Origin of the sequence: Bacillus sp. ISL-39, from assembly GCF_018613295.1 — a bacterium.
In the GTDB taxonomy this organism is placed as follows: domain Bacteria; phylum Bacillota; class Bacilli; order Bacillales; family Cytobacillaceae; genus Mesobacillus.
In genome coordinates, this window is sequence record NZ_JAGGQM010000005.1 from 68,924 (window position 1) to 86,157 (window position 17,234).

The 17,234-nt window shown below is 45.1% G+C and carries 17 protein-coding genes and 1 riboswitch; of the genes, 4 read left to right on the forward strand and 13 right to left on the reverse strand.

Annotated features, from left to right (window positions below):
- Positions 1–3 precede the first annotated feature (3 nt).
- The 6 genes from J7E37_RS06435 to J7E37_RS06460 all read right to left on the reverse strand — a co-directional run bounded on the left by J7E37_RS06435 (position 4) and on the right by J7E37_RS06460 (position 5,385).
- Entirely contained in the window at positions 4–1,194 is a 1,191-nt protein-coding gene (locus J7E37_RS06435; protein ID WP_214780600.1) for a M14 family metallopeptidase, read from the reverse strand.
- A gap of 86 nt (positions 1,195–1,280) precedes the next feature.
- A complete protein-coding gene (locus J7E37_RS06440) occupies positions 1,281–1,850 on the reverse strand; it encodes a TetR/AcrR family transcriptional regulator (protein ID WP_215023078.1) in 570 nt (189 codons plus the stop codon).
- Between the two features lie 14 nt (positions 1,851–1,864).
- Entirely contained in the window at positions 1,865–2,572 is a 708-nt protein-coding gene (locus J7E37_RS06445) for an MBL fold metallo-hydrolase (RefSeq protein ID WP_215023080.1), read from the reverse strand.
- Between the two features lie 361 nt (positions 2,573–2,933).
- Positions 2,934–3,656: an amino acid ABC transporter ATP-binding protein gene (locus tag J7E37_RS06450; RefSeq protein ID WP_215023082.1), complete on the reverse strand. Its 723-nt coding sequence runs from the start codon at positions 3,654–3,656 to the stop codon at positions 2,934–2,936.
- Positions 3,653–4,309: an amino acid ABC transporter permease gene (locus J7E37_RS06455; protein ID WP_214780596.1), complete on the reverse strand. Its 657-nt coding sequence runs from the start codon at positions 4,307–4,309 to the stop codon at positions 3,653–3,655. The genes J7E37_RS06450 and J7E37_RS06455 overlap by 4 nt, the downstream gene beginning before the upstream one ends.
- Before the next feature lie 257 nt (positions 4,310–4,566).
- Complete coding sequence (locus J7E37_RS06460; RefSeq protein ID WP_215023084.1) at positions 4,567–5,385, reverse strand: basic amino acid ABC transporter substrate-binding protein; 819 nt, start codon at positions 5,383–5,385, stop codon at positions 4,567–4,569.
- Between the two features lie 171 nt (positions 5,386–5,556).
- Between J7E37_RS06460 and J7E37_RS06465 the strand changes: the two genes are divergently transcribed.
- The 3 genes from J7E37_RS06465 (at position 5,557) to J7E37_RS06475 (ending at position 8,245) form a co-directional block, all read left to right on the forward strand.
- Positions 5,557–5,931, forward strand: coding sequence for a VOC family protein (locus tag J7E37_RS06465; RefSeq protein ID WP_215023086.1), 375 nt, complete (start codon positions 5,557–5,559; stop codon positions 5,929–5,931).
- A 174-nt stretch (positions 5,932–6,105) separates the two neighbouring features.
- Positions 6,106–7,320, forward strand: coding sequence for an MFS transporter (locus tag J7E37_RS06470; RefSeq protein WP_214780589.1), 1,215 nt, complete (start codon positions 6,106–6,108; stop codon positions 7,318–7,320).
- 145 nt (positions 7,321–7,465) lie between these two features.
- Positions 7,466–8,245: a formate/nitrite transporter family protein gene (locus J7E37_RS06475; protein WP_215023089.1), complete on the forward strand. Its 780-nt coding sequence runs from the start codon at positions 7,466–7,468 to the stop codon at positions 8,243–8,245.
- A gap of 60 nt (positions 8,246–8,305) precedes the next feature.
- Here the strand turns inward: J7E37_RS06475 and J7E37_RS06480 are convergent, their stop codons facing one another.
- The 4 genes from J7E37_RS06480 to J7E37_RS06495 all read right to left on the reverse strand — a co-directional run bounded on the left by J7E37_RS06480 (position 8,306) and on the right by J7E37_RS06495 (position 15,247).
- Positions 8,306–9,310: an ABC transporter permease gene (locus tag J7E37_RS06480; RefSeq protein WP_215023091.1), complete on the reverse strand. Its 1,005-nt coding sequence runs from the start codon at positions 9,308–9,310 to the stop codon at positions 8,306–8,308.
- 1 nt (position 9,311) lies between these two features.
- The gene (locus J7E37_RS06485) at positions 9,312–10,808 is read right to left on the reverse strand and encodes a sugar ABC transporter ATP-binding protein (RefSeq protein ID WP_251009519.1); all 1,497 of its coding nucleotides are present in this window, start codon (positions 10,806–10,808) and stop codon (positions 9,312–9,314) included.
- 235 nt (positions 10,809–11,043) lie between these two features.
- Entirely contained in the window at positions 11,044–12,141 is a 1,098-nt protein-coding gene (locus J7E37_RS06490; RefSeq protein WP_215023093.1) for a sugar ABC transporter substrate-binding protein, read from the reverse strand.
- Positions 12,142–12,243: 102 nt separating this feature from the next.
- Positions 12,244–12,351, reverse strand: a riboswitch (SAM riboswitch).
- A 151-nt stretch (positions 12,352–12,502) separates the two neighbouring features.
- Positions 12,503–15,247, reverse strand: a complete 2,745-nt coding sequence (locus tag J7E37_RS06495) for a dynamin family protein (RefSeq protein WP_215023095.1) — start codon at positions 15,245–15,247, stop codon at positions 12,503–12,505.
- Positions 15,248–15,621: 374 nt separating this feature from the next.
- Between J7E37_RS06495 and J7E37_RS06500 the strand changes: the two genes are divergently transcribed.
- Entirely contained in the window at positions 15,622–16,131 is a 510-nt protein-coding gene (locus J7E37_RS06500; protein WP_215023097.1) for a hypothetical protein, read from the forward strand.
- A gap of 49 nt (positions 16,132–16,180) precedes the next feature.
- On the opposite strand, the gene J7E37_RS06505 is transcribed toward J7E37_RS06500, so the two are convergent.
- The 3 genes from J7E37_RS06505 to J7E37_RS06515 all read right to left on the reverse strand — a co-directional run bounded on the left by J7E37_RS06505 (position 16,181) and on the right by J7E37_RS06515 (position 17,228).
- The gene (locus J7E37_RS06505) at positions 16,181–16,444 is read right to left on the reverse strand and encodes a hypothetical protein (RefSeq protein WP_251009520.1); all 264 of its coding nucleotides are present in this window, start codon (positions 16,442–16,444) and stop codon (positions 16,181–16,183) included.
- A 66-nt stretch (positions 16,445–16,510) separates the two neighbouring features.
- On the reverse strand, positions 16,511–16,708 hold the full coding sequence (locus tag J7E37_RS06510) for a hypothetical protein (protein ID WP_214780577.1): 198 nt from the start codon (positions 16,706–16,708) through the stop codon (positions 16,511–16,513).
- On the reverse strand, positions 16,701–17,228 hold the full coding sequence (locus J7E37_RS06515) for a QcrA and Rieske domain-containing protein (protein ID WP_214735569.1): 528 nt from the start codon (positions 17,226–17,228) through the stop codon (positions 16,701–16,703). The genes J7E37_RS06510 and J7E37_RS06515 overlap by 8 nt, the downstream gene beginning before the upstream one ends.
- Between the last annotated feature and the right edge of the window lie 6 nt (positions 17,229–17,234).

A 17,234-nucleotide genomic window follows, 5' to 3' on the forward strand; every position in this document is an offset into this window, starting at 1 on the left:
TTTTCATAGATAAAGTCCTGCAAGGAAGATTCCCAGGGCTTCTTCATATATCTCATCGAATTGGGACAGCGGCAGCGGATTTATGCCGAAACCAAGTTCCACAGTAAAACCTGGCCGGCGCCAATCCTGGATGAACCAGTCTTTATAGCCGGCATAACTCTCAATCGTTTTTACCGGCTGATAGCCGCTCACCCGGGCAAATTCATTGACCATTGTCTCTGATTCAGGCGGCTCAAGGTTTTCAAAGCCCCAGTAAATGACCTCTCCCTGGGTATGGAAAGCCAGAACCCGGGCAAAATCACGCCTTCTTGTCATCTCTGCCATCGCAATCGCTTCCGGCTCGGATAATGGATTTGGCCCAACATAGTCCCTTGGGCCCGGCTGACTTGGGTTGCGTTCTTTTTCAAGCTCCCATTTTGCCGGGAACTGGTCGTTGAGATCCACCCCTCTGATGTTCGCCTTCCATCCGCTGAAATCGAGGCTTCCTCGATTCAATTCTACTACTCTTTCATTCCATGGCTCTGCTTCAGGCGGCCCATTGAGCACAAGATCGACACCATCAGGATTCACCATCGGCACAATCGATAATGTTGTCTGTCCATAGAAGTTCTGCATGGACAGGCCGCGAATGGATGACTTATTTGTCAAAGCCAGCAGATAGTCGTTCAGGAAAGTCATGATGATGGGAGTGGTAATCCACTCATTCGCATGGAAAGACCCATTATAGTGAACCCGTTTATTTCCATTACCGATCAAGGTTTCCGGGATACTTTTACCTAAAACAGAGTTGCCAATCGATGGCACCCTCATGAACGGATAGACATTTTCCAAACGTCTTAAATCACTTATCAATGAGGCATAATCATAGTTCTTCTTACCCTGGACAATTCGCCAGGTGATTCTTAGCGGAACCTTGACCATCTGTCCGATGTACAGTCCATTCGGATTAATATTTCGGTTGGCCAGCAGCAGCGCATCCACCTGCAGGTTTCTGCTTTGGGCAATTTTCCAAAGGGTATCCCCTGCACGGATCCGATAATCCACCGCTGCAAAACCAGGAACCCTCACCGTCTGTCCCACATCCAGGGCATTTGGGTCGATATCACGGTTGGAATCTATAATCAACTGGAGAGGGATGTTGAAAATATTGCTGAAATACCAAAAGGAGTCTCCTCTTCTCACATATATATCCATAGTGTGCCTCCTGTTCTTTCAAAGTTGCATCTATAGATATGTATATGAGTAGCTTTGGAATCTATTTCAGAAGATGAAAATTCGCTTTATTTTTTCAAGCCCCTGATAAAAGCAGTGACTGCCAGCTGGTAACTTTCATCCAAATCAAGCGGCATCCCGAAACCACCTCTTTGCTCCAGCGATGCAAACCCATGCATCAGGCTTCTTAACCCGCGGACAGCATGGATCGCTTCTTCTTCTAAAAGTTCAAAAGGCTCGATAGCAGACACGACGAGTTCCACGATTTTTTTGCCGGCGTCTTGAACATGCTCATCCGCTGGATCAGGGGCTGATAAGGCGAACTCGTACAATCCTGGATTTCTCCTGGCGAAGGTTAAATAGGCCTGGCTTAATGCCATTACTGCTTCGTCCCCATGAGACTTGCCTTCCGCTTCTTCTGCCAGGCTGTTGAAGAGTTTTTCAAGAGAAAAAATAGTCAGTTCTTTTTTGATACCTGGCAGACCGTCAAAGTGATTGTATAGAGAAGGCGGTTTAATATTTAGCTTCTTGGCAAGCAGTGCAAGAGTGATATACTCACTTCCATGCTCATTCGCAAGCTCAGCAGCTGCAATCATAATTGTATTTTTATCAAGTGCAATTTTCGGTCTTGGTGACATGTTTTCGAACTCCTTTATTTTGTAAAAGCTGCTTCCGCTTTTTGAATGGCTTTTTCGATAGGTGCTGAAGGATTCCCAAGCAGGTCTCCGTGCCCAACCGCGAGAAGGGTTGGTCTTAGCTCCCTGATTTTCCGGGCACTTTGAAGGGCGGCTTCCTGGTTCCATGTCGCCATTGCCGGAAAAGGAAACCACGGGATTGTCACCCCTGAGACAGCAGTCCCGCCCCTGGTCTGGAAGGCGTCGCCCGCAATCAACAAATTGGTTCTCCGATCAAGGAATGACATCGATCCAGGTGTGTGTCCTGGAGTTGAGATCGCCAGCAAAGAACCAATTTCATTCCCTTCCTTCAGGAGCATATCCGGCGTTGTTTTAATGTTCTTTGGCACACCGCCGCGAATCTGTGTCTGAGGCTCATTTGAGTCAAGAGAGGTATCACCAGCTAATAGGCGCGAATCGCGGTTAGAAATATAAACCGGAACATCGAGTTTGGCTTTCAGTTCATCAAGCGCCCCAATGTGGTCGCCATGAGCATGGGTCAAAACAATCCGCTTGATTGGTTTTCCGATTTTTTCAGCAGCCTGCAAAATCGGCTTCACGCTATATGGAAGAGCAGCATCAATTAAAGTCAGCCCATCCTCCTCCTCGATAAAATAACAATTCACAGGAAAAAACCTTGGCATGAACGTCAGCTGATATAAATACTCCTCTTTGATCACTCTCATTTTATTCGACCTCCATAAAACTAATATCATTAGTTTTATTTTAACTAATGATATTAGTTTTAGCAATCGTAAATTGGATAAATTTATTTAAATGGCCAGGTTTCCTCACTAATAGTACTTTAATGGCGATATTAAACCGTTTTGATATCAGGTTTCCAGTTGATTGGCAGTGGACTTTTCAGTTTTACTGATGGTCATTTCGGGATGAATGAAATTTATTGAGGGTTGCAAGAGTTTTATTATCGGTTGCCATCAATTTATCGACGGTTTCACAACTTTTATTAACGGTTGTGGCCGATTTATTAACGGTTAACCGTAAAAAAGAAGCCGCGACTATAAAAATCGGGCTTCCTTTTTCAAATTACAATATCTTACTCAAAAACGCTTTCGTCCGCTCATGCTGCGGATTTTCAAAAATCTCATTCGGCTTGTTTTCTTCCACGATCAATCCCCCGTCCATGAAAATGACGCGGTCGCCGACTTCGCGGGCAAAGCCCATTTCATGGGTGACGACAACCATTGTCATTCCTTCACGGGCTAGCTGTTTGATGACCTCTAAAACCTCCCCGACCATTTCTGGATCAAGTGCTGAGGTTGGTTCGTCGAACAGCATGATTTTTGGCTCCATCGCCAGGGCGCGGGCGATGGCCACCCGCTGCTTTTGCCCGCCGGATAGTGAGTCTGGGTAGGTATCCGCTTTGTCCTCGAGTCCTACCTTTTTCAGCAGCTCCATTCCTTTCTCCCTTGCTTGCTGTTCAGGAATACCTCGTACCTTCAGCGGAGCCAGCATGATATTTTGAATCACTGTTTTATGAGGGAACAGGTTGAAGTGCTGGAAAACCATTCCGACCTCTTCACGCACTTTGTTGATATCCGAACCCTTATCAGTTATGTCGATATCTTCAATAAGCACATGTCCATCCGTAATCGTTTCCAGCAGGTTTATGCAGCGAAGAAAGGTGGATTTACCGGAACCTGATGGACCAATCACCACCACAACCTCCTGGGGCTGGACCTCAACATCTATTCCATTCAAAACCTTGTGGCTGCCAAATGACTTCTGCAGATTAGCGACTTTGATCATTCTGTTTTCAGCCTTCTTTCAAGGAGATTTAGTAAAAAGCTAAGCGAGAGTGTCAGGATGAGATATATGACTGCGGCGGTCAGGTACGGTTCCCAGACGCGGTAATACTGTCCTGCCATTGCCCGGCCCCAGTACATGATTTCAGGAGTCGCGACAATCGCCGCGAGGGATGATTCTTTTATAAGCACGATGAATTCGTTACCCAGAGGAGGAATCATCCGCTTGAAGGCCTGTGGCAAAATCACATACCTCATCGCCTGGACATGGGTCATTCCCAACGACCGGGCAGCCTCCATCTGGCCGCGGTCGATCGACTGGATTCCTGCCCTGAAAATCTCGGCAATATAGGCTGCCGCATTCAGGGACAGTGCGATGATTGTTGCCACAATTCCGTTCGTTTCCCCAATGAGCATTGGAACCACGCCAAAATGAATCAGCAATATTTGTACAAATAGCGGGGTCCCGCGAAAGAAAGTGATATACCAGACAAACGGCCATGTCAGCAGTTTTCGGCGCTGAATCTTGCCGAGCCCGATGAATAGGCCGAGGATTGTCCCAATTAAGATCCCTGCCAATGATAGCCCGATCGTCAGCAGCGTCCCTTTTATTAGATAAGGAGTATATTCAATGATAATATCAAAACGAAAATCCATAGCTTGCCCTCCAAAGCCCCCAGGCCTGGGACTAGATTTTGATGAAGTTTACAATTGCATTGACTGTTGCCTTTTGGACATATCTTGCATTTCTGAAAGGTATCGGGCTCTTTTCGATGTGACTTCTGAACCGGAACTTTATTTTTAATCACTTGGGCTGTAAAAGCAGCTAAGTTTGCGAAAAAAGCTCTACAAAAAAATGCGTAACGCTGTTTTCAAGAGTTACGCATCATCGAAGATTCATAGTTTATGAGAAATTACTCTGATGCTTCCTGTTCCGCTTTCAGCATTTCCAGGTTAGGCTCCTGGCCGAACCATTCTTGATAGATTTTTTCATATGTGCCATTCTCGACGATTGTCTTGATTGCTTTATCAAAGTCCGCCTTCAGATTTGTGCCTTTAGGGAACAGGATTCCATAATATTCAGCCTCGAAGCTGCCGCTGTCTTCAATCACCTTCAGCTTTTCATTCGGGTTATTTTTTGCATATACTTCGACTACGCCGTTATCGGCAACGACTGCATCTGCTCCTCCAGAGAGCATTTCCATGATTGCCAGGTTGTTGTTATCGAATTTCTTGATATCCTTGTTGTTCTTGCCAAGGAGCTTATCCATTGCTTCCTGTCCGGTTGTTCCGTTTTGAACAGCCACGACCTTGCCCTTCAGATCTGCAGCGCTTTTAATATCGCTGTCTTCGCGGACAAGGATTTTATTGGTGGATAAGAAATATGGCAATGAAAAGTCATATGTCTGTTTGCGCTCATCATTGATAGAGATCGAGGATACTGCCAGATCAGCTCGCTTGCTCTTGATCTCAACAAAAATCGGATCCCAGCCGACATTCTCAAATTTCAGTTCATACCCTGCTTCTTTTGCAGCAGCCTTCAGGAAATCAATGTCGAAACCAACAATCTTGTCACCTTCCATGTACTCAAATGGTGCATATGCTGCGTCCGTGACCACCCTTAACTCCTTCTTCTCAGCCTCGGATCCCCCTCCGCCTGAGCTTGTTCCGCATGCCGAAACTACAAGTGCCATGATTGCCATCATTACAATGGCAAGAAATCTTTTTTTCATTCTGATAGCCCCCTCTTTTAAAAAACGTACAGAACTTTAATAATTTATATGTAATCAGATAGGCCTGTATTACTTTTTATGGTGATAAGAAAAACTTATATTTATAGATTCATACCTTGTTATTTCCTTATGTTTCCTTTTGGATTAAGATTTTATCAGGGAGGGATCATTATGCCATTCAAATTCAAAACGATTGATCATGTACAGCTTGCAGCACCTAAGGGTTCAGAAGATCAGGCCCGGAAGTTTTTCGGGGAAATATTGGGGTTTGAGGAAATTGAAAAGCCGGCAGTGCTGAAAAAGCGTGGCGGCGCATGGTTTAAGTATGGCCATTGCCAAATACATGTAGGCATTGAGGAGCCATTTGTACCTGCACGCAAAGCACATCCAGCGTTTGAAATCGAAAATATCGAAGGATTGAAAGAACATTTGACTTCATCAGGAGTCGATTATATTAAAGACGAAAATCTGCCAGGTGCGAACAGGATTTATGTCCACGATCCATTTGGCAATCGAATTGAATTGCTCGAATGGATCTCGTACTAAGAAAATATGCGTAAAAAGCTTACTTAGCTCCGACCGGCGTCAGAGCTAGACAATTTTCGGAATCTGCGTATCCTAAAAAGGCGCTGCTTGCTCGATTGGTTTTCATTCGAGCAAAAATTTGGTATCATATTTAGAAAAGCGAAATATTCGTGCTGAGAAAGAAGTGTTGATGGAATGACCCAGCAGCAAAAGGCGAAACGCAACTTGATGATTATGTGGTTCGCGAATTTCTTTATCGCCGGCAGCATGACAATGGTAATGCCTTTTCTCTCTTTGTACATTGAGACGTTCGGTGATTTTTCAGAAAGGTATGTTCAGAACTGGTCGGGATTGACGTTCGGGATTACATTCGTTACTGCATTTCTATTCTCTCCGGCAATCGGAAGGCTGGGAGACCGGTTCGGCCGAAAAATGATCCTGATATTCATGGCTTTCGGGATGGGTTTTTCGGTTTTCCTGTTAGGATTAGCCAATTCTGTATGGGAATTATTTTTACTTAGGATGTTCATGGGATTATTCTCAGGCTTTATTCCTGTGTCACAGGCTCTAATTTCAACACAGACATCAAAGGAACAGGCCGGCAAGGTATTAGGCACTCTCCAGACAGGCAGTATAACCGGCGCCCTTCTAGGACCGATGATCGGCGGGGTCCTTGCCGATTCTCTAGGCTACGCGGTAACCTTCCAATCAACCTCGGCCTTTATCGTCCTTTCGGGTCTGCTCGTATTCTTTGTCATGGAATACAGAGTCGATATCACAAAAGGAACCAAAACAAATTACAGCCGCAAAGAAGTTCTTCAGCATATCTTCAAAAACCCAATCATGGTGAATGTCCTGCTCATGTCGATGCTTGTCCAGATTGCCCATTTCAGTATCCAGCCAATACTGTCGCTATATGTGGGTGAGCTGCACGGGCCTGAAAACCTCGCCTTCTTTTCTGGAATCGCCTTTTCAGCAGCAGGGCTCGGCAATTTGTTAATGGCACGGAAATGGGGGCAAATTGCCGACCGGGTTGGCTATATAAAAATACTTGTTGTGCTCCTGTTTTTATCAGCGATCATCTATCTGCCAGGGGGTTTTGTGGGTAACATCTGGCAGCTGGTCCTGATCCGGTTCCTGCTCGGAATCACCATCGGCGGAATCATCCCAGTCAGGGTTGCCTACATCCGACAGGAAGCACCGGTGGCCATGCAGGGAGAGGTACTCGGCTACAACACGAGTCTCCGTTTCTTCGGGAACATTGTAGGTCCAATACTTGGCGGTTTTCTTGCGGGTTACTTCGGCTTCACCTCGGTATTCGTCCTGACAAGCGGCCTGCTGCTCGTAAGCGGCATTGTCCTGTTTGCCTCCATGCAGCGCAATCCCCAGTTCGTTAGAGATACATTTTAGCAGGCAAAAAAGACTGGATCTTCACAAATTCAGTCTTTTTTCCATCTATTCAATTTAGATGGTCAGCCTGGGGAACAATTACATATGGCCAGAAGGTTTAGGATAGAATATGGTTCATATTAAAGACAGACGTGGTGATTTTAAAATGGAAGTACAAGCATTGGAGGAAGTTGAGAAACTCGCCTTAAAAAAGCAAAAGATTTTTAAGCAAAGCAAAATACGTTATCTTGCAAGGGCTGCCCTTGCTTCGATGTTCATAGGCTTAGGTGTGATTGTCGCATTCAAGACCGGGAACCCTTTTTATGTCGAGCATTCCCCCTTTGCCTACCCAATTGCGGCCATCACCTTTGGTGCCGCCATTATCCTGATTGCCTATGGCGGAGGAGACCTGTTCACAGGAAACACGTTTTACTATACATTTACAGCTTTGAGGAAGAAAATGGCCTGGCTGCAGGTGGCCAGGATGTGGATTTACAGCTATATCGGCAATATCATTGGCGCAGCTGCTTTTGCTTTTTTAATTTATACAACAGGATTGTTTGATGACCATTCGGTAAATGGTTTCTTGTTGAGTGTAGCTGAAAAAAAGACACTCGCGCCAGCTTCAGAGCTTTTTTTCAGGGGTTTTCTCTGTAACTGGCTCGTCTGCCTGGCGTTCTTCCTGCCTATGTCAATGAAGGGCGACGGAGCAAAAATGTTCGCAATGGTGTTTTTTGTCTACTGTTTTTTTATTTCCGGTTATGAGCACAGCATCGCCAATATGTGTACATTTGCCATCAGCATGGTTTTGGACGACCCTCAGTCTGTTACTTTTGAAGGCGTTATCCATAATTTGATTCCCGTGACGATCGGCAATCTTATCGGCGGTGGTATCATGATGGGCTGGATGTATTTTTACGCTAATCGGCCATTTTTTGAAGAATAGGGATATGACAAAAGAAACGCCGGATCTTGGTCGCTGCCAAATCCGGCTTTTATTTTCTCATCAATGTTTTTGCTTATAGTAAGTGATCCCCAGGGCAAAGGCCAGCACAGTCCCTTTCACGATATCCATCGCATAGTATGGGACCGACATCATGACGAGGCCATTTTGCAAAATGCCGATGAGCACGGCTCCGACAAAGGTTCCGAATGCGTTCGGCTTGCCCGCTCCAAGAACGGAAAAGCCAATGAAGGCAGCAGCAACCGAATCCATTAAATAGGGCGACCCGGCATTGATTTCGGCAGTCATAACACGTGAAGCAAGGACAATGCCGCCAATTGCGGCAAATAAAGCAGACAGCAGGTAGGCAGCTGTTTTATAGCGGTTGACCGGGATACCCGAAAGCCTGGCCGCCTCTTTATTCCCGCCAATCACATACATGTAGCGGCCGTGCTTTGTATACGTCAAGAATATATGGACAATGATGACAGCAATCGCCATGATCAAAATGATCCACGGAACCTGCCCTATTTTAGCGAAAAACGGGCTGATCGTTCCTGTTGAAAAACTTCCATCAGGCAGAATCATATTCTCTGAAACCGTAGCGCCTTTCGTATAAGTCAGCGCTGTTCCCTGGATGATGAACATCATTGCCAGTGTCATCAGCATATCCGGAATCTTCAGCTTCACAATCATCAATGAATTGAGTGCCCCTACAATCAAGGCGGCTGCGATCGCCGATAGTACGGCAATCAGAGTGTTCTGTGAGAACCAGACGAACATCGAGATGACAATGGCATTTGATAGGGATGCGACAGAGCCGACAGATAAATCAAAGCCATCAACTGTCAAGGAGATGGTGATGCCGATCGCGATGATGGTCACGATTGAAATCGAACGCAGGATATTGATGACATTATCGCCGTTGATAAAAGAAGGATTGACTGCCGCGAAGATTGCAACCAGGACAAAGATTGTCATAATCGTCCCATATTTATATAGGAACTGGAACAGTTCGAATGTCTTTTTCGGTGTTGGTTTTTGCTTCAATGGGAGTTTCGCTTCCATCCTATCTTCCTCCTGTTGAATAAAATAAAAGTTCCTCTTCTGTTGTTGCGGCTGTTTCAAGCTCCTTGACTGGTTCACCGTCATAGAGCACGTAAACCCGATTCGTGATGCCGACGATTTCTGACAGCTCGGAGGATGCATAAATGACACCCTTCCCTTGAGCTGCAAGCTGGGCAATCAATTCAAAAATATCCCGCTTCGCACCTACATCAACACCCTTGGTTGGCTCATCAAAGATATACACATCCGCATCGGCAATCAGCCACCTGCCAATCGCTACCTTCTGCTGGTTCCCGCCTGAGAGATTTTCAACTTTGGCATTTTCCGATGCAGTTTTGATGCCTAGAGCCTTTATGTATTCCTGAGCCGTTTTCTTTTCAGCCCGCCTGTCGATAAAACTAAAGATTCGGGAGAACTTTTTTAAGTTGACCGCTGTCAGGTTGGAGGCAACGGATTCTGCGACAAGGACACCTTCCTTGCGCCGCTCTTCAGGCACCAGTGCCAACCCGCTTTTTACAGCAGCATGAGGACTCGTAAGCTTTAGGGTTTTTCCTTTTAGTTTTACAGTTCCGCTCTTTATCGGTGCCGCGCTAAACAGCGCTTTGCACAGCTCTGTCTTTCCCGCTCCTACGAGGCCGGCCAGCCCGACAATCTCCCCTGCTTTAACATGGAGGGAAGTATTTTTCACCTTGTCCTCATCAGTTATACCTTCGACTTCCAGCAGGGTATCTCCAAACGTGCTGACCCTTGCGGGGAATTGGTCTTCCAGCTTCCGCCCAAGCATGTATTCAATCACCTTGTGAGTGTCGACTTCAGGAATACCTTTTTTCACAACCAGCTCGCCATTTCGCATAATGGTCAGCTCATCACACAACTCAAAGATCTCGGGCATTCGATGGGAGATGAAGATGATGCCCACATTCCTTTTAGCCAGGTTCCTGACAATCCGGAACAATTCTGATGTTTCGGTGTGGCTGAGCGGAGCGGTTGGTTCATCAAGGATCAAGAAGGAGCAATCACTTGAAATCGCACGCGCAATCAGGACCAGCTGTTTCTCCGCAAGCGTCAGCTCACCGGCAAGCTTTTTCACAGGAATCTGAAGGTTCATGCCTGATAGAATATCCTCTGCTTGTTTGAAAAGCTGCTTCCAATTCACCCAGTGCTTGTTTTTCATTGCCTGCACCGTGTGATTGAGCATGATATTTTCTCCAACAGTCAGCGACGGGATGATGGCAGTATCAACCTCCTGGTAGACCGTCTGAATCCCGAGTTTCTGCGCATGAGCCGGCGTTCTGATTTCCACACTCTCGCCACCTAGCAGGATTTCCCCTGTGTAATGATTGTGGGCACCGGAAAGCACCTTCATTAATGTCGATTTACCCGCGCCGTTCGCGCCAATCAACGCATGGATGCTGCCAGTTTCCGTGCTGAAATTAACATCGTTCAGCGCACGCACCCCCGGAAAATCAATACTGATGTTGTTCATTTGAAGTTTCATCCAGGTTCCTCCTCCCTATCAATCTGTAAAACAGACACTCTTTTTTTTGAGAGTGTCTGCTTTGTTCGCTGAACTGGAAAAAATCGCGTGAAATTTCCAATTCGCTATAAAAATGAGATTTCCGCTATAAAATCGGAAAAGTCGCTATAAAATGGGAAAAGTCGCTATATAATTGGGAAAGTCGCTATAAAATGGAAAAAGTCGCTATAAAATTCTAAACCAACCTTTTTACTGGTTATTTCTTATAGTGATCCTTCAATTTCTCCATCCAATCTTCCAAAAATGCGTCTGATTCGCCCCAGCCTTCGATGATTTCAGCAAGATTGACCATGTTCACCGGATTTTTTGACTGCTGCAGTTGTTTCTGTGAAATCAGTGATGCTTCAAGGTCATAGGTTGCTGGTGTTTCCTCGCCAGCCAGCTTCTTCGCCAGCAATCTCATATTCACTTCCCCGATCAGCTTCGGATCGACAGCTGCTGCATATTTCCATGGGCTGCCTTCTCCCTGGATTTCCTGCAGATCAGCATTGGAAACATCAATTCCGTAGATCTTGATTTCATCGCGGCCAGCTTCCTTAATGGCACGTGCTGCGCCGATCGCGAAAGCGTCCCACGTTGCGAAAATTGCGTCGATTTCTCCTTTTGGATGCTTATTGAGCATCGCGGCCACAGCATTCTGCGTTTGGACACTTGTATCAGCAGCGGCCACTCCGAATCTCTCAACCTCTTTAATTCCTGGATTTGCCTTCAAGGTTTCCTGGTAAACTTTATTTCTTCTGACCATTGGCGGGAAGCCATCAACCCAGAGGTAAACGATATTCGCTTCTCCATTTTGGTCCTTCACAAGCTGGTCTAGTGCCTGCGTGGCGAGAGCCTCATCATCCTGGGATGTAAGTGTGACTCCCTCTACCTGAGCCAAATCCGGATTTGAATCGAAAGTTACGACGCTTTTGCCTTTTTCAACTAATTTTTTTACATCATCTACAGTAGCTGCGTCATCTCCATGGGAAATGATGAATCCATCATAATCCTGCTGCAGCCCCTGGTTGATTGCATCATGGAATTTGGCTGTATCTCCATTCGCTGTGAAGACATCTACCTTGAAGCCGAGCGCTTCCCCTTCTGCTTTCGCTCCGGCTAAAAATTGCGCTGTATGGTCATCTCCGCCAATCTTGCGGATGACTTTGATTTTGACTTTCTCCCCTTTGGCAAATCGATCAGGAACACCTTCTACAGGTCCGCTGGCCGTCTTCGTCTCTCCGCCGCCGCAGCCTGTCAGCAGCAAAGCAGAAGCAACAACACCTAAAAATACTTTTTTAATTCCTTTTTTCATCTGATTCTCCCCCTTTGATTGATTTGCTTATTTAAAACAAATAAAAAAACCTCTCCAGAAAAGAGAGGTTTCAAACGCAATAAAATGCAAAGTCGGATTCCTCTCTTATCTTTCAAAACAAAAAATTGTTTTGCAGGATTTAGCACCAATTCCATCTGGAACGGTTGCTGGGCGTCACAGGGCCAGTCCCTCTGCCACTCTTGATAAGAGAATTTCTTTATTGAGTAAATGTTGCAAATCGATAAATTTTACTTTAAACTCCTATACTCATATTGTCAATATTATTATGAAAATTAAATTTTATTCTTTTTACTTCAAGCAGCAAAAAGGAAGACCCCAAATCGGAATCCTCCTTTTCCGCTTAACCTCTGCCTGCCGCGGTCATCCATTCAAACTGTCGGAGCTTTACTTCGTACAGTGTCAATGGGTCGCGGTACAGTTCCGGGTTGATCCTCATTTTTTCAAGTTCCGCCTTGCCATAATCGATTTCCGATTTGGCTTCTTCTACTGCTTCTTCCAGTACATTGAATGGGTTTTTGAAGAACAGATTCACATCGCGTTCAATCGATTTTTCAAAAATCTCGAATTGCTGCAGGAATCTTTTCGCGATGGTTACGCCGATATCATAATAGTCTTCTGACTCCAGATAGGTTTTGTAACGGTTATAAAGCATCGCATTATTTTGCGGCAGCACGCCAAGCAGCTTGCCGGCGCTTTTCAGGAAGAACTGCTGCGGCGTCGGGCGGTTCATGATGTTGACATTTTCATAGTGTACACCGTTCGTCATCCGGCTTGCATCGCGGCGCCAGTCATCAAGCACCCTGAAATCACAGTCAAGACTGATCCGTTCATCTCCATACATCGAGTTAAAGCCCTCGGCCATTTCATTCAAGTAGTTTTGGCTATGCTCGAATTCGTCTTTCGAATGCTGAATCCAGCCCTGCAAATCTTCATGGAATTTCGGCAAAACGGTTTCATCAAGATATTCCCTAATCTTCTTGTTCATTGCTTCATCCATTTCAGTATGGATTTTTCCGAAATCGGTATCCTCTGTCACCAATTCAGAACAACTGCGAAGGATCTCCGGGATTTTTTCAATGATTTCCGCACGGGTCTCATCCTTGATTTTACGGTATGACTTCTGAATGGATTTCGATTTCTCTTCTTCAATGTCTCCCAGCTGGTTGATGGCACCGTTCAGCTTGCTCACCATTTCTTCGTTCCAGTTAATTATTTCCATATGGTTGTTCTCAATTTCAATCCGTTTATCAAGCAAATACGTAATGGCCCTTCTGACAAAGAATTGCAGTTTTGCTGTGCGCTCCTGCTCGATGTCGAATGTCCTGTTGTTTGTTTTAATAAAATCAGAGAAATCTTTCAGCTGCTTGCCTAGATCATAGTTAGCTGAGAAAGCAAACATTTTTGCGTCAGGATAGTATTGGCTGATTTCAGCCCATGTTTGGTCAAAAACTTCTATTGCCTCCTGCTGACTGTATATTGAATCTATTTTGTTCAACAGGAAGTGTATTGGAAGCTGCGGGAAGTACTCTGAAATTTTCGAGAGGATTTCCCTTTCTTTTTCCGTAAAAGGATCATTGGCATTGAGCACAAAAAGTAAGCTATCTGCAAACCTCAGGTAATTGTACAACGGGTGATTGTCATAGTTATTGCGATTGACTCCAGGAGTATCAATCAGCGCCAGTCCATGGTCGCGCAGGAACGGAAACTCAGCTCTGAAATCAATGATCGTTTCATTTTTATGGTTCTGTCGGCGAACTCCTGCACTTTCCTTGAAGTCCTCGATATCCGTGATTTGGCGGACGTCCGTATCGGTGATTTCATAGATTTCCGGATTCTCCTCGTTCGTGAACCGGATGACCGCCGCAGTAGGAGATGTGATCAGTTCTTCCCCAATAATGGTATTGACGAAGGATGACTTTCCATTGCCAGATAAACCGGCGATCAGCAGATTATGGACATTGGATTCCTGCAGCTCCTGAACCAGCCACTTAATCCTGTTGCCTACCTCTATCTCATGATTCTCTGCCCATTTAATGATTGTTTCAAATAGCTGCATGCTATCCTCGTAGCCATCATGGTATTCGCGCGAATTCAGCACAAGATTCTCGGCATCGTGAATTGCCGACGCGGTAATGGTCCCTGGAAATACTTCATTCCACGCTATAATCGATGATGCCGACACAAGGCTGTTAACAGGACTTGTTATTTTGAGCCAGTTAGTCAGCAACTCCGGAATCAGCGGTGAAATTTCCTTAATCAACCGATCCCCATTAATCAACTCGAAATAGGTGTCCTGATAGGCAGCTGAAAGATGAGTCCACCCGTCTCTTCTATTGCCGTCCATCCCGCTGAACAATTGGTTAAATTCCCTCAGCCATGTCATGTATGAGCTTTGGTCTTTGTAGCTTTCCCACAATGAGACAGCGAGCTGTTCAAACCGGCTTCGGTCCACCTGGAATAGGACGGATAATGCTTCGCTAAAATAATCCGGTGAGAATTGGATGGTATGCCCCTGTTCTACATACTGATTCAAGACGTCGAACCATTTAGGCGAACCGGTTCGAACACCTTCATTGACCGCCAATTCGACAGCATTTTCCCAGTCCTGGTGTTCTTCAAAGAAAGCGCGGGCTATTTCCGTTACACCCGGATAATCCGGATCAAGCGCCACTGATTTCTTGGTAACAGCAACTGCTTTGTCAAGCTCTCCCTGCTCTATGTAAAGCGTCAATAGCTGCAGGCCGCTTTCAATCCTCAGAATATTGCTCTCCGTTTCGATCGACAGGTACAGGTCCTCTGCAGATGTGAGCAGACCAATCTCCAGAAAGGCATCCCCCATGTTCTTTTTCGCCCACGGCTCCAGCTCATTCGTAATATTCTCCCACTTAAAAATCGCCGCTTCGTAGTCCTTGTTATGAAAATAGACCTCCCCCTGAGCAAAACGGATGTATGACAAATCAGGCATATCATTCTTCTGCTCTTCAAGATAAAGCTCCCCGAGTACACGGACAGGGTGTGCCCTGTTCCCAGATTCCATAAAAGTTTCATAATACGACTTTTTGATTAATTGCTCTTCAAATGTCATGATTTTCCTCCGACCTCTTCAAAATATCAATCCAAAAAAAGCCTTCAGACTCCTTCAGACATAAAAATTTGTATTAGCTAACTGTTCTTTTTCCCTTTGCTGGCTTGCGCTCAAACCTTATCATTGTATTCTATCAAACTATTTTTCATTCAAGATTTCAGCCAGCTTTCAGTTTCGCTACAAGCATCGCAAAATTTGTAACCTTTTTAATAAAAAATCCAAATATTTGCCAGTTATTGTCGAATAATCCTGTTACCTATAGCTTTCGAACTATACCCGCAATTTATGGGTAAGAAATGAAGTTTGTCACACCGCAGAGAGGGCAAAATCATTATAATAAAGGTAACAAGACGATCGCAAAAAAGGAGATTATTATGCTTACATTGAAACTTATGGGCACTCCCCTCGAACATATTAAATCCGAACATATCAAAAACACATCAGTTATAAGAAATAATAAGACACTTGCTGCAATCAAAGAGACAGGAAATGAAGTCGAGTTCCAGATTGACCCCTATCTTGACCTCGATGAATTTCAATTTTTACGGGATTTGATCATGGAGCTCAGCTATGGAAACGAAGCCGCCATCGACGAAAGTGGCTGCCAGCTCGGCTATCTGGAGAATGGTGAGAAGGCGTTTTTGATCAAGAATTGGGAAGAGTGGAAGTTATTCCTGATGAAAGCCAAACTAAGGACACTTGAAGGCCAGAACGTGCAGGCAATGAATCCAGAGGGTGAAGAACTGGGATCCGGCCTGCTTGCTGAGTATGAAATCGCTGAAAGCCCGTTCCGAATCAAAAGCTGTACCTTGATTACCCTTTTTGGTGAAAGGAAGTTCGAAGGAGAAAATATTAAGATTATACCCACTAACCAGTTTAGCTAACAGAGCGAAAACATTATATAGAAAAGCAGCGGAAAATTCCGCTGCTTCTTTATTTGCCTTTTTTCAATTCATCAAGCAGTTGCTTTGTCCGTTTCGCATTTCCTTCCGCGAAGTTTTCAAGGCGTTCCTTCAGCACAGGATCGTCATGGACTCGTTCAGCCGTAATTAAGTAAGTACGCATCAAATCTTCTTCAATTTCGACGGAACTTTCAAGTACTTCCTCAATTGATTCTTTTTTGCTGTCGTGATGAAAAAAAGAATGGGAACCATGTTCAATCCTCCCTTTAAAACTCTTTTCGTAATGGTTATGCAACCAGTTCCAAATACTGCGGAACTTGTTCCAATCTCAAAAGAGCTCTCTTTTATCATCGCCACCAGCTTACTTTTTATACTCTGCCTTCCTCCAGATGAAGAAGGCTGTTGTTGCCAGGATAGTGGAAATCAGCGCAACAGCAACCGCGCCATATACACGCTCATCTTCGTGTCCATAATAGCCCTCGATTGCATTTGAAAGCGAGAATACATTGATGGCAAGGAACAGGAAAATCGAGAAAAACGCAATTCGTTTTTTATCCATGCCTTACTTCCCTCCCTACTGCGAACACCTTGCCATCTTTGATTTCAAGAAGGATTTTTGGAAGCTCGCGCTGTGGCGGACCTGCCATCGGATGTCCGCTGTCTACGTTAAAGTATCCTTTATGGCATGGGCAAAGAAGGACATTTTCCTTATGCTCGTAAAAGACCGGGCATTGAAGATGTGTGCATTTATTGTTATAGGCAACAAATTTGTCCTCCGGTGTCCTGACCAAAATTGCTGGTTCGTTCTTCGTTGGATAGTTAAAGTTTCTTGATTCCCCGACTGCCAGATCATCGATATCTGTGATTTCCACTCGCTTCACTTCACCATTTTCATCGCGCAGGAAGGTGAAAATACCGAATGGAGTCGTTGCCAGTCCGATCGCAACAGTTGCACCAAAGGATGCCTTCAGGAATGCCCTTCTATTCAAATGGACATCGTCTTTCCTGTTCAGGTTATCGATCAGCTTGATCATATCCTTATCATCTTCATGATGGGTCTTTTTTTTATCATCACTCATAGCCAA

Coding starts and splice junctions, on each gene's coding strand:
- J7E37_RS06435 (WP_214780600.1), bottom strand. CDS start 1,194: ATGGATATATATGTGAGAAGAGGAGACTCCTTTTGGTATTTCAGCAAT.
- J7E37_RS06440 (WP_215023078.1), bottom strand. CDS start 1,850: ATGTCACCAAGACCGAAAATTGCACTTGATAAAAATACAATTATGATT.
- J7E37_RS06445 (WP_215023080.1), bottom strand. CDS start 2,572: ATGAGAGTGATCAAAGAGGAGTATTTATATCAGCTGACGTTCATGCCA.
- J7E37_RS06450 (WP_215023082.1), bottom strand. CDS start 3,656: ATGATCAAAGTCGCTAATCTGCAGAAGTCATTTGGCAGCCACAAGGTT.
- J7E37_RS06455 (WP_214780596.1), bottom strand. CDS start 4,309: ATGGATTTTCGTTTTGATATTATCATTGAATATACTCCTTATCTAATA.
- J7E37_RS06460 (WP_215023084.1), bottom strand. CDS start 5,385: ATGAAAAAAAGATTTCTTGCCATTGTAATGATGGCAATCATGGCACTT.
- J7E37_RS06465 (WP_215023086.1), top strand. CDS start 5,557: ATGCCATTCAAATTCAAAACGATTGATCATGTACAGCTTGCAGCACCT.
- J7E37_RS06470 (WP_214780589.1), top strand. CDS start 6,106: ATGACCCAGCAGCAAAAGGCGAAACGCAACTTGATGATTATGTGGTTC.
- J7E37_RS06475 (WP_215023089.1), top strand. CDS start 7,466: ATGGAAGTACAAGCATTGGAGGAAGTTGAGAAACTCGCCTTAAAAAAG.
- J7E37_RS06480 (WP_215023091.1), bottom strand. CDS start 9,310: ATGGAAGCGAAACTCCCATTGAAGCAAAAACCAACACCGAAAAAGACA.
- J7E37_RS06485 (WP_251009519.1), bottom strand. CDS start 10,808: ATGAAACTTCAAATGAACAACATCAGTATTGATTTTCCGGGGGTGCGT.
- J7E37_RS06490 (WP_215023093.1), bottom strand. CDS start 12,141: ATGAAAAAAGGAATTAAAAAAGTATTTTTAGGTGTTGTTGCTTCTGCT.
- J7E37_RS06495 (WP_215023095.1), bottom strand. CDS start 15,247: ATGACATTTGAAGAGCAATTAATCAAAAAGTCGTATTATGAAACTTTT.
- J7E37_RS06500 (WP_215023097.1), top strand. CDS start 15,622: ATGCTTACATTGAAACTTATGGGCACTCCCCTCGAACATATTAAATCC.
- J7E37_RS06510 (WP_214780577.1), bottom strand. CDS start 16,708: ATGGATAAAAAACGAATTGCGTTTTTCTCGATTTTCCTGTTCCTTGCC.
- J7E37_RS06515 (WP_214735569.1), bottom strand. CDS start 17,228: ATGAGTGATGATAAAAAAAAGACCCATCATGAAGATGATAAGGATATG.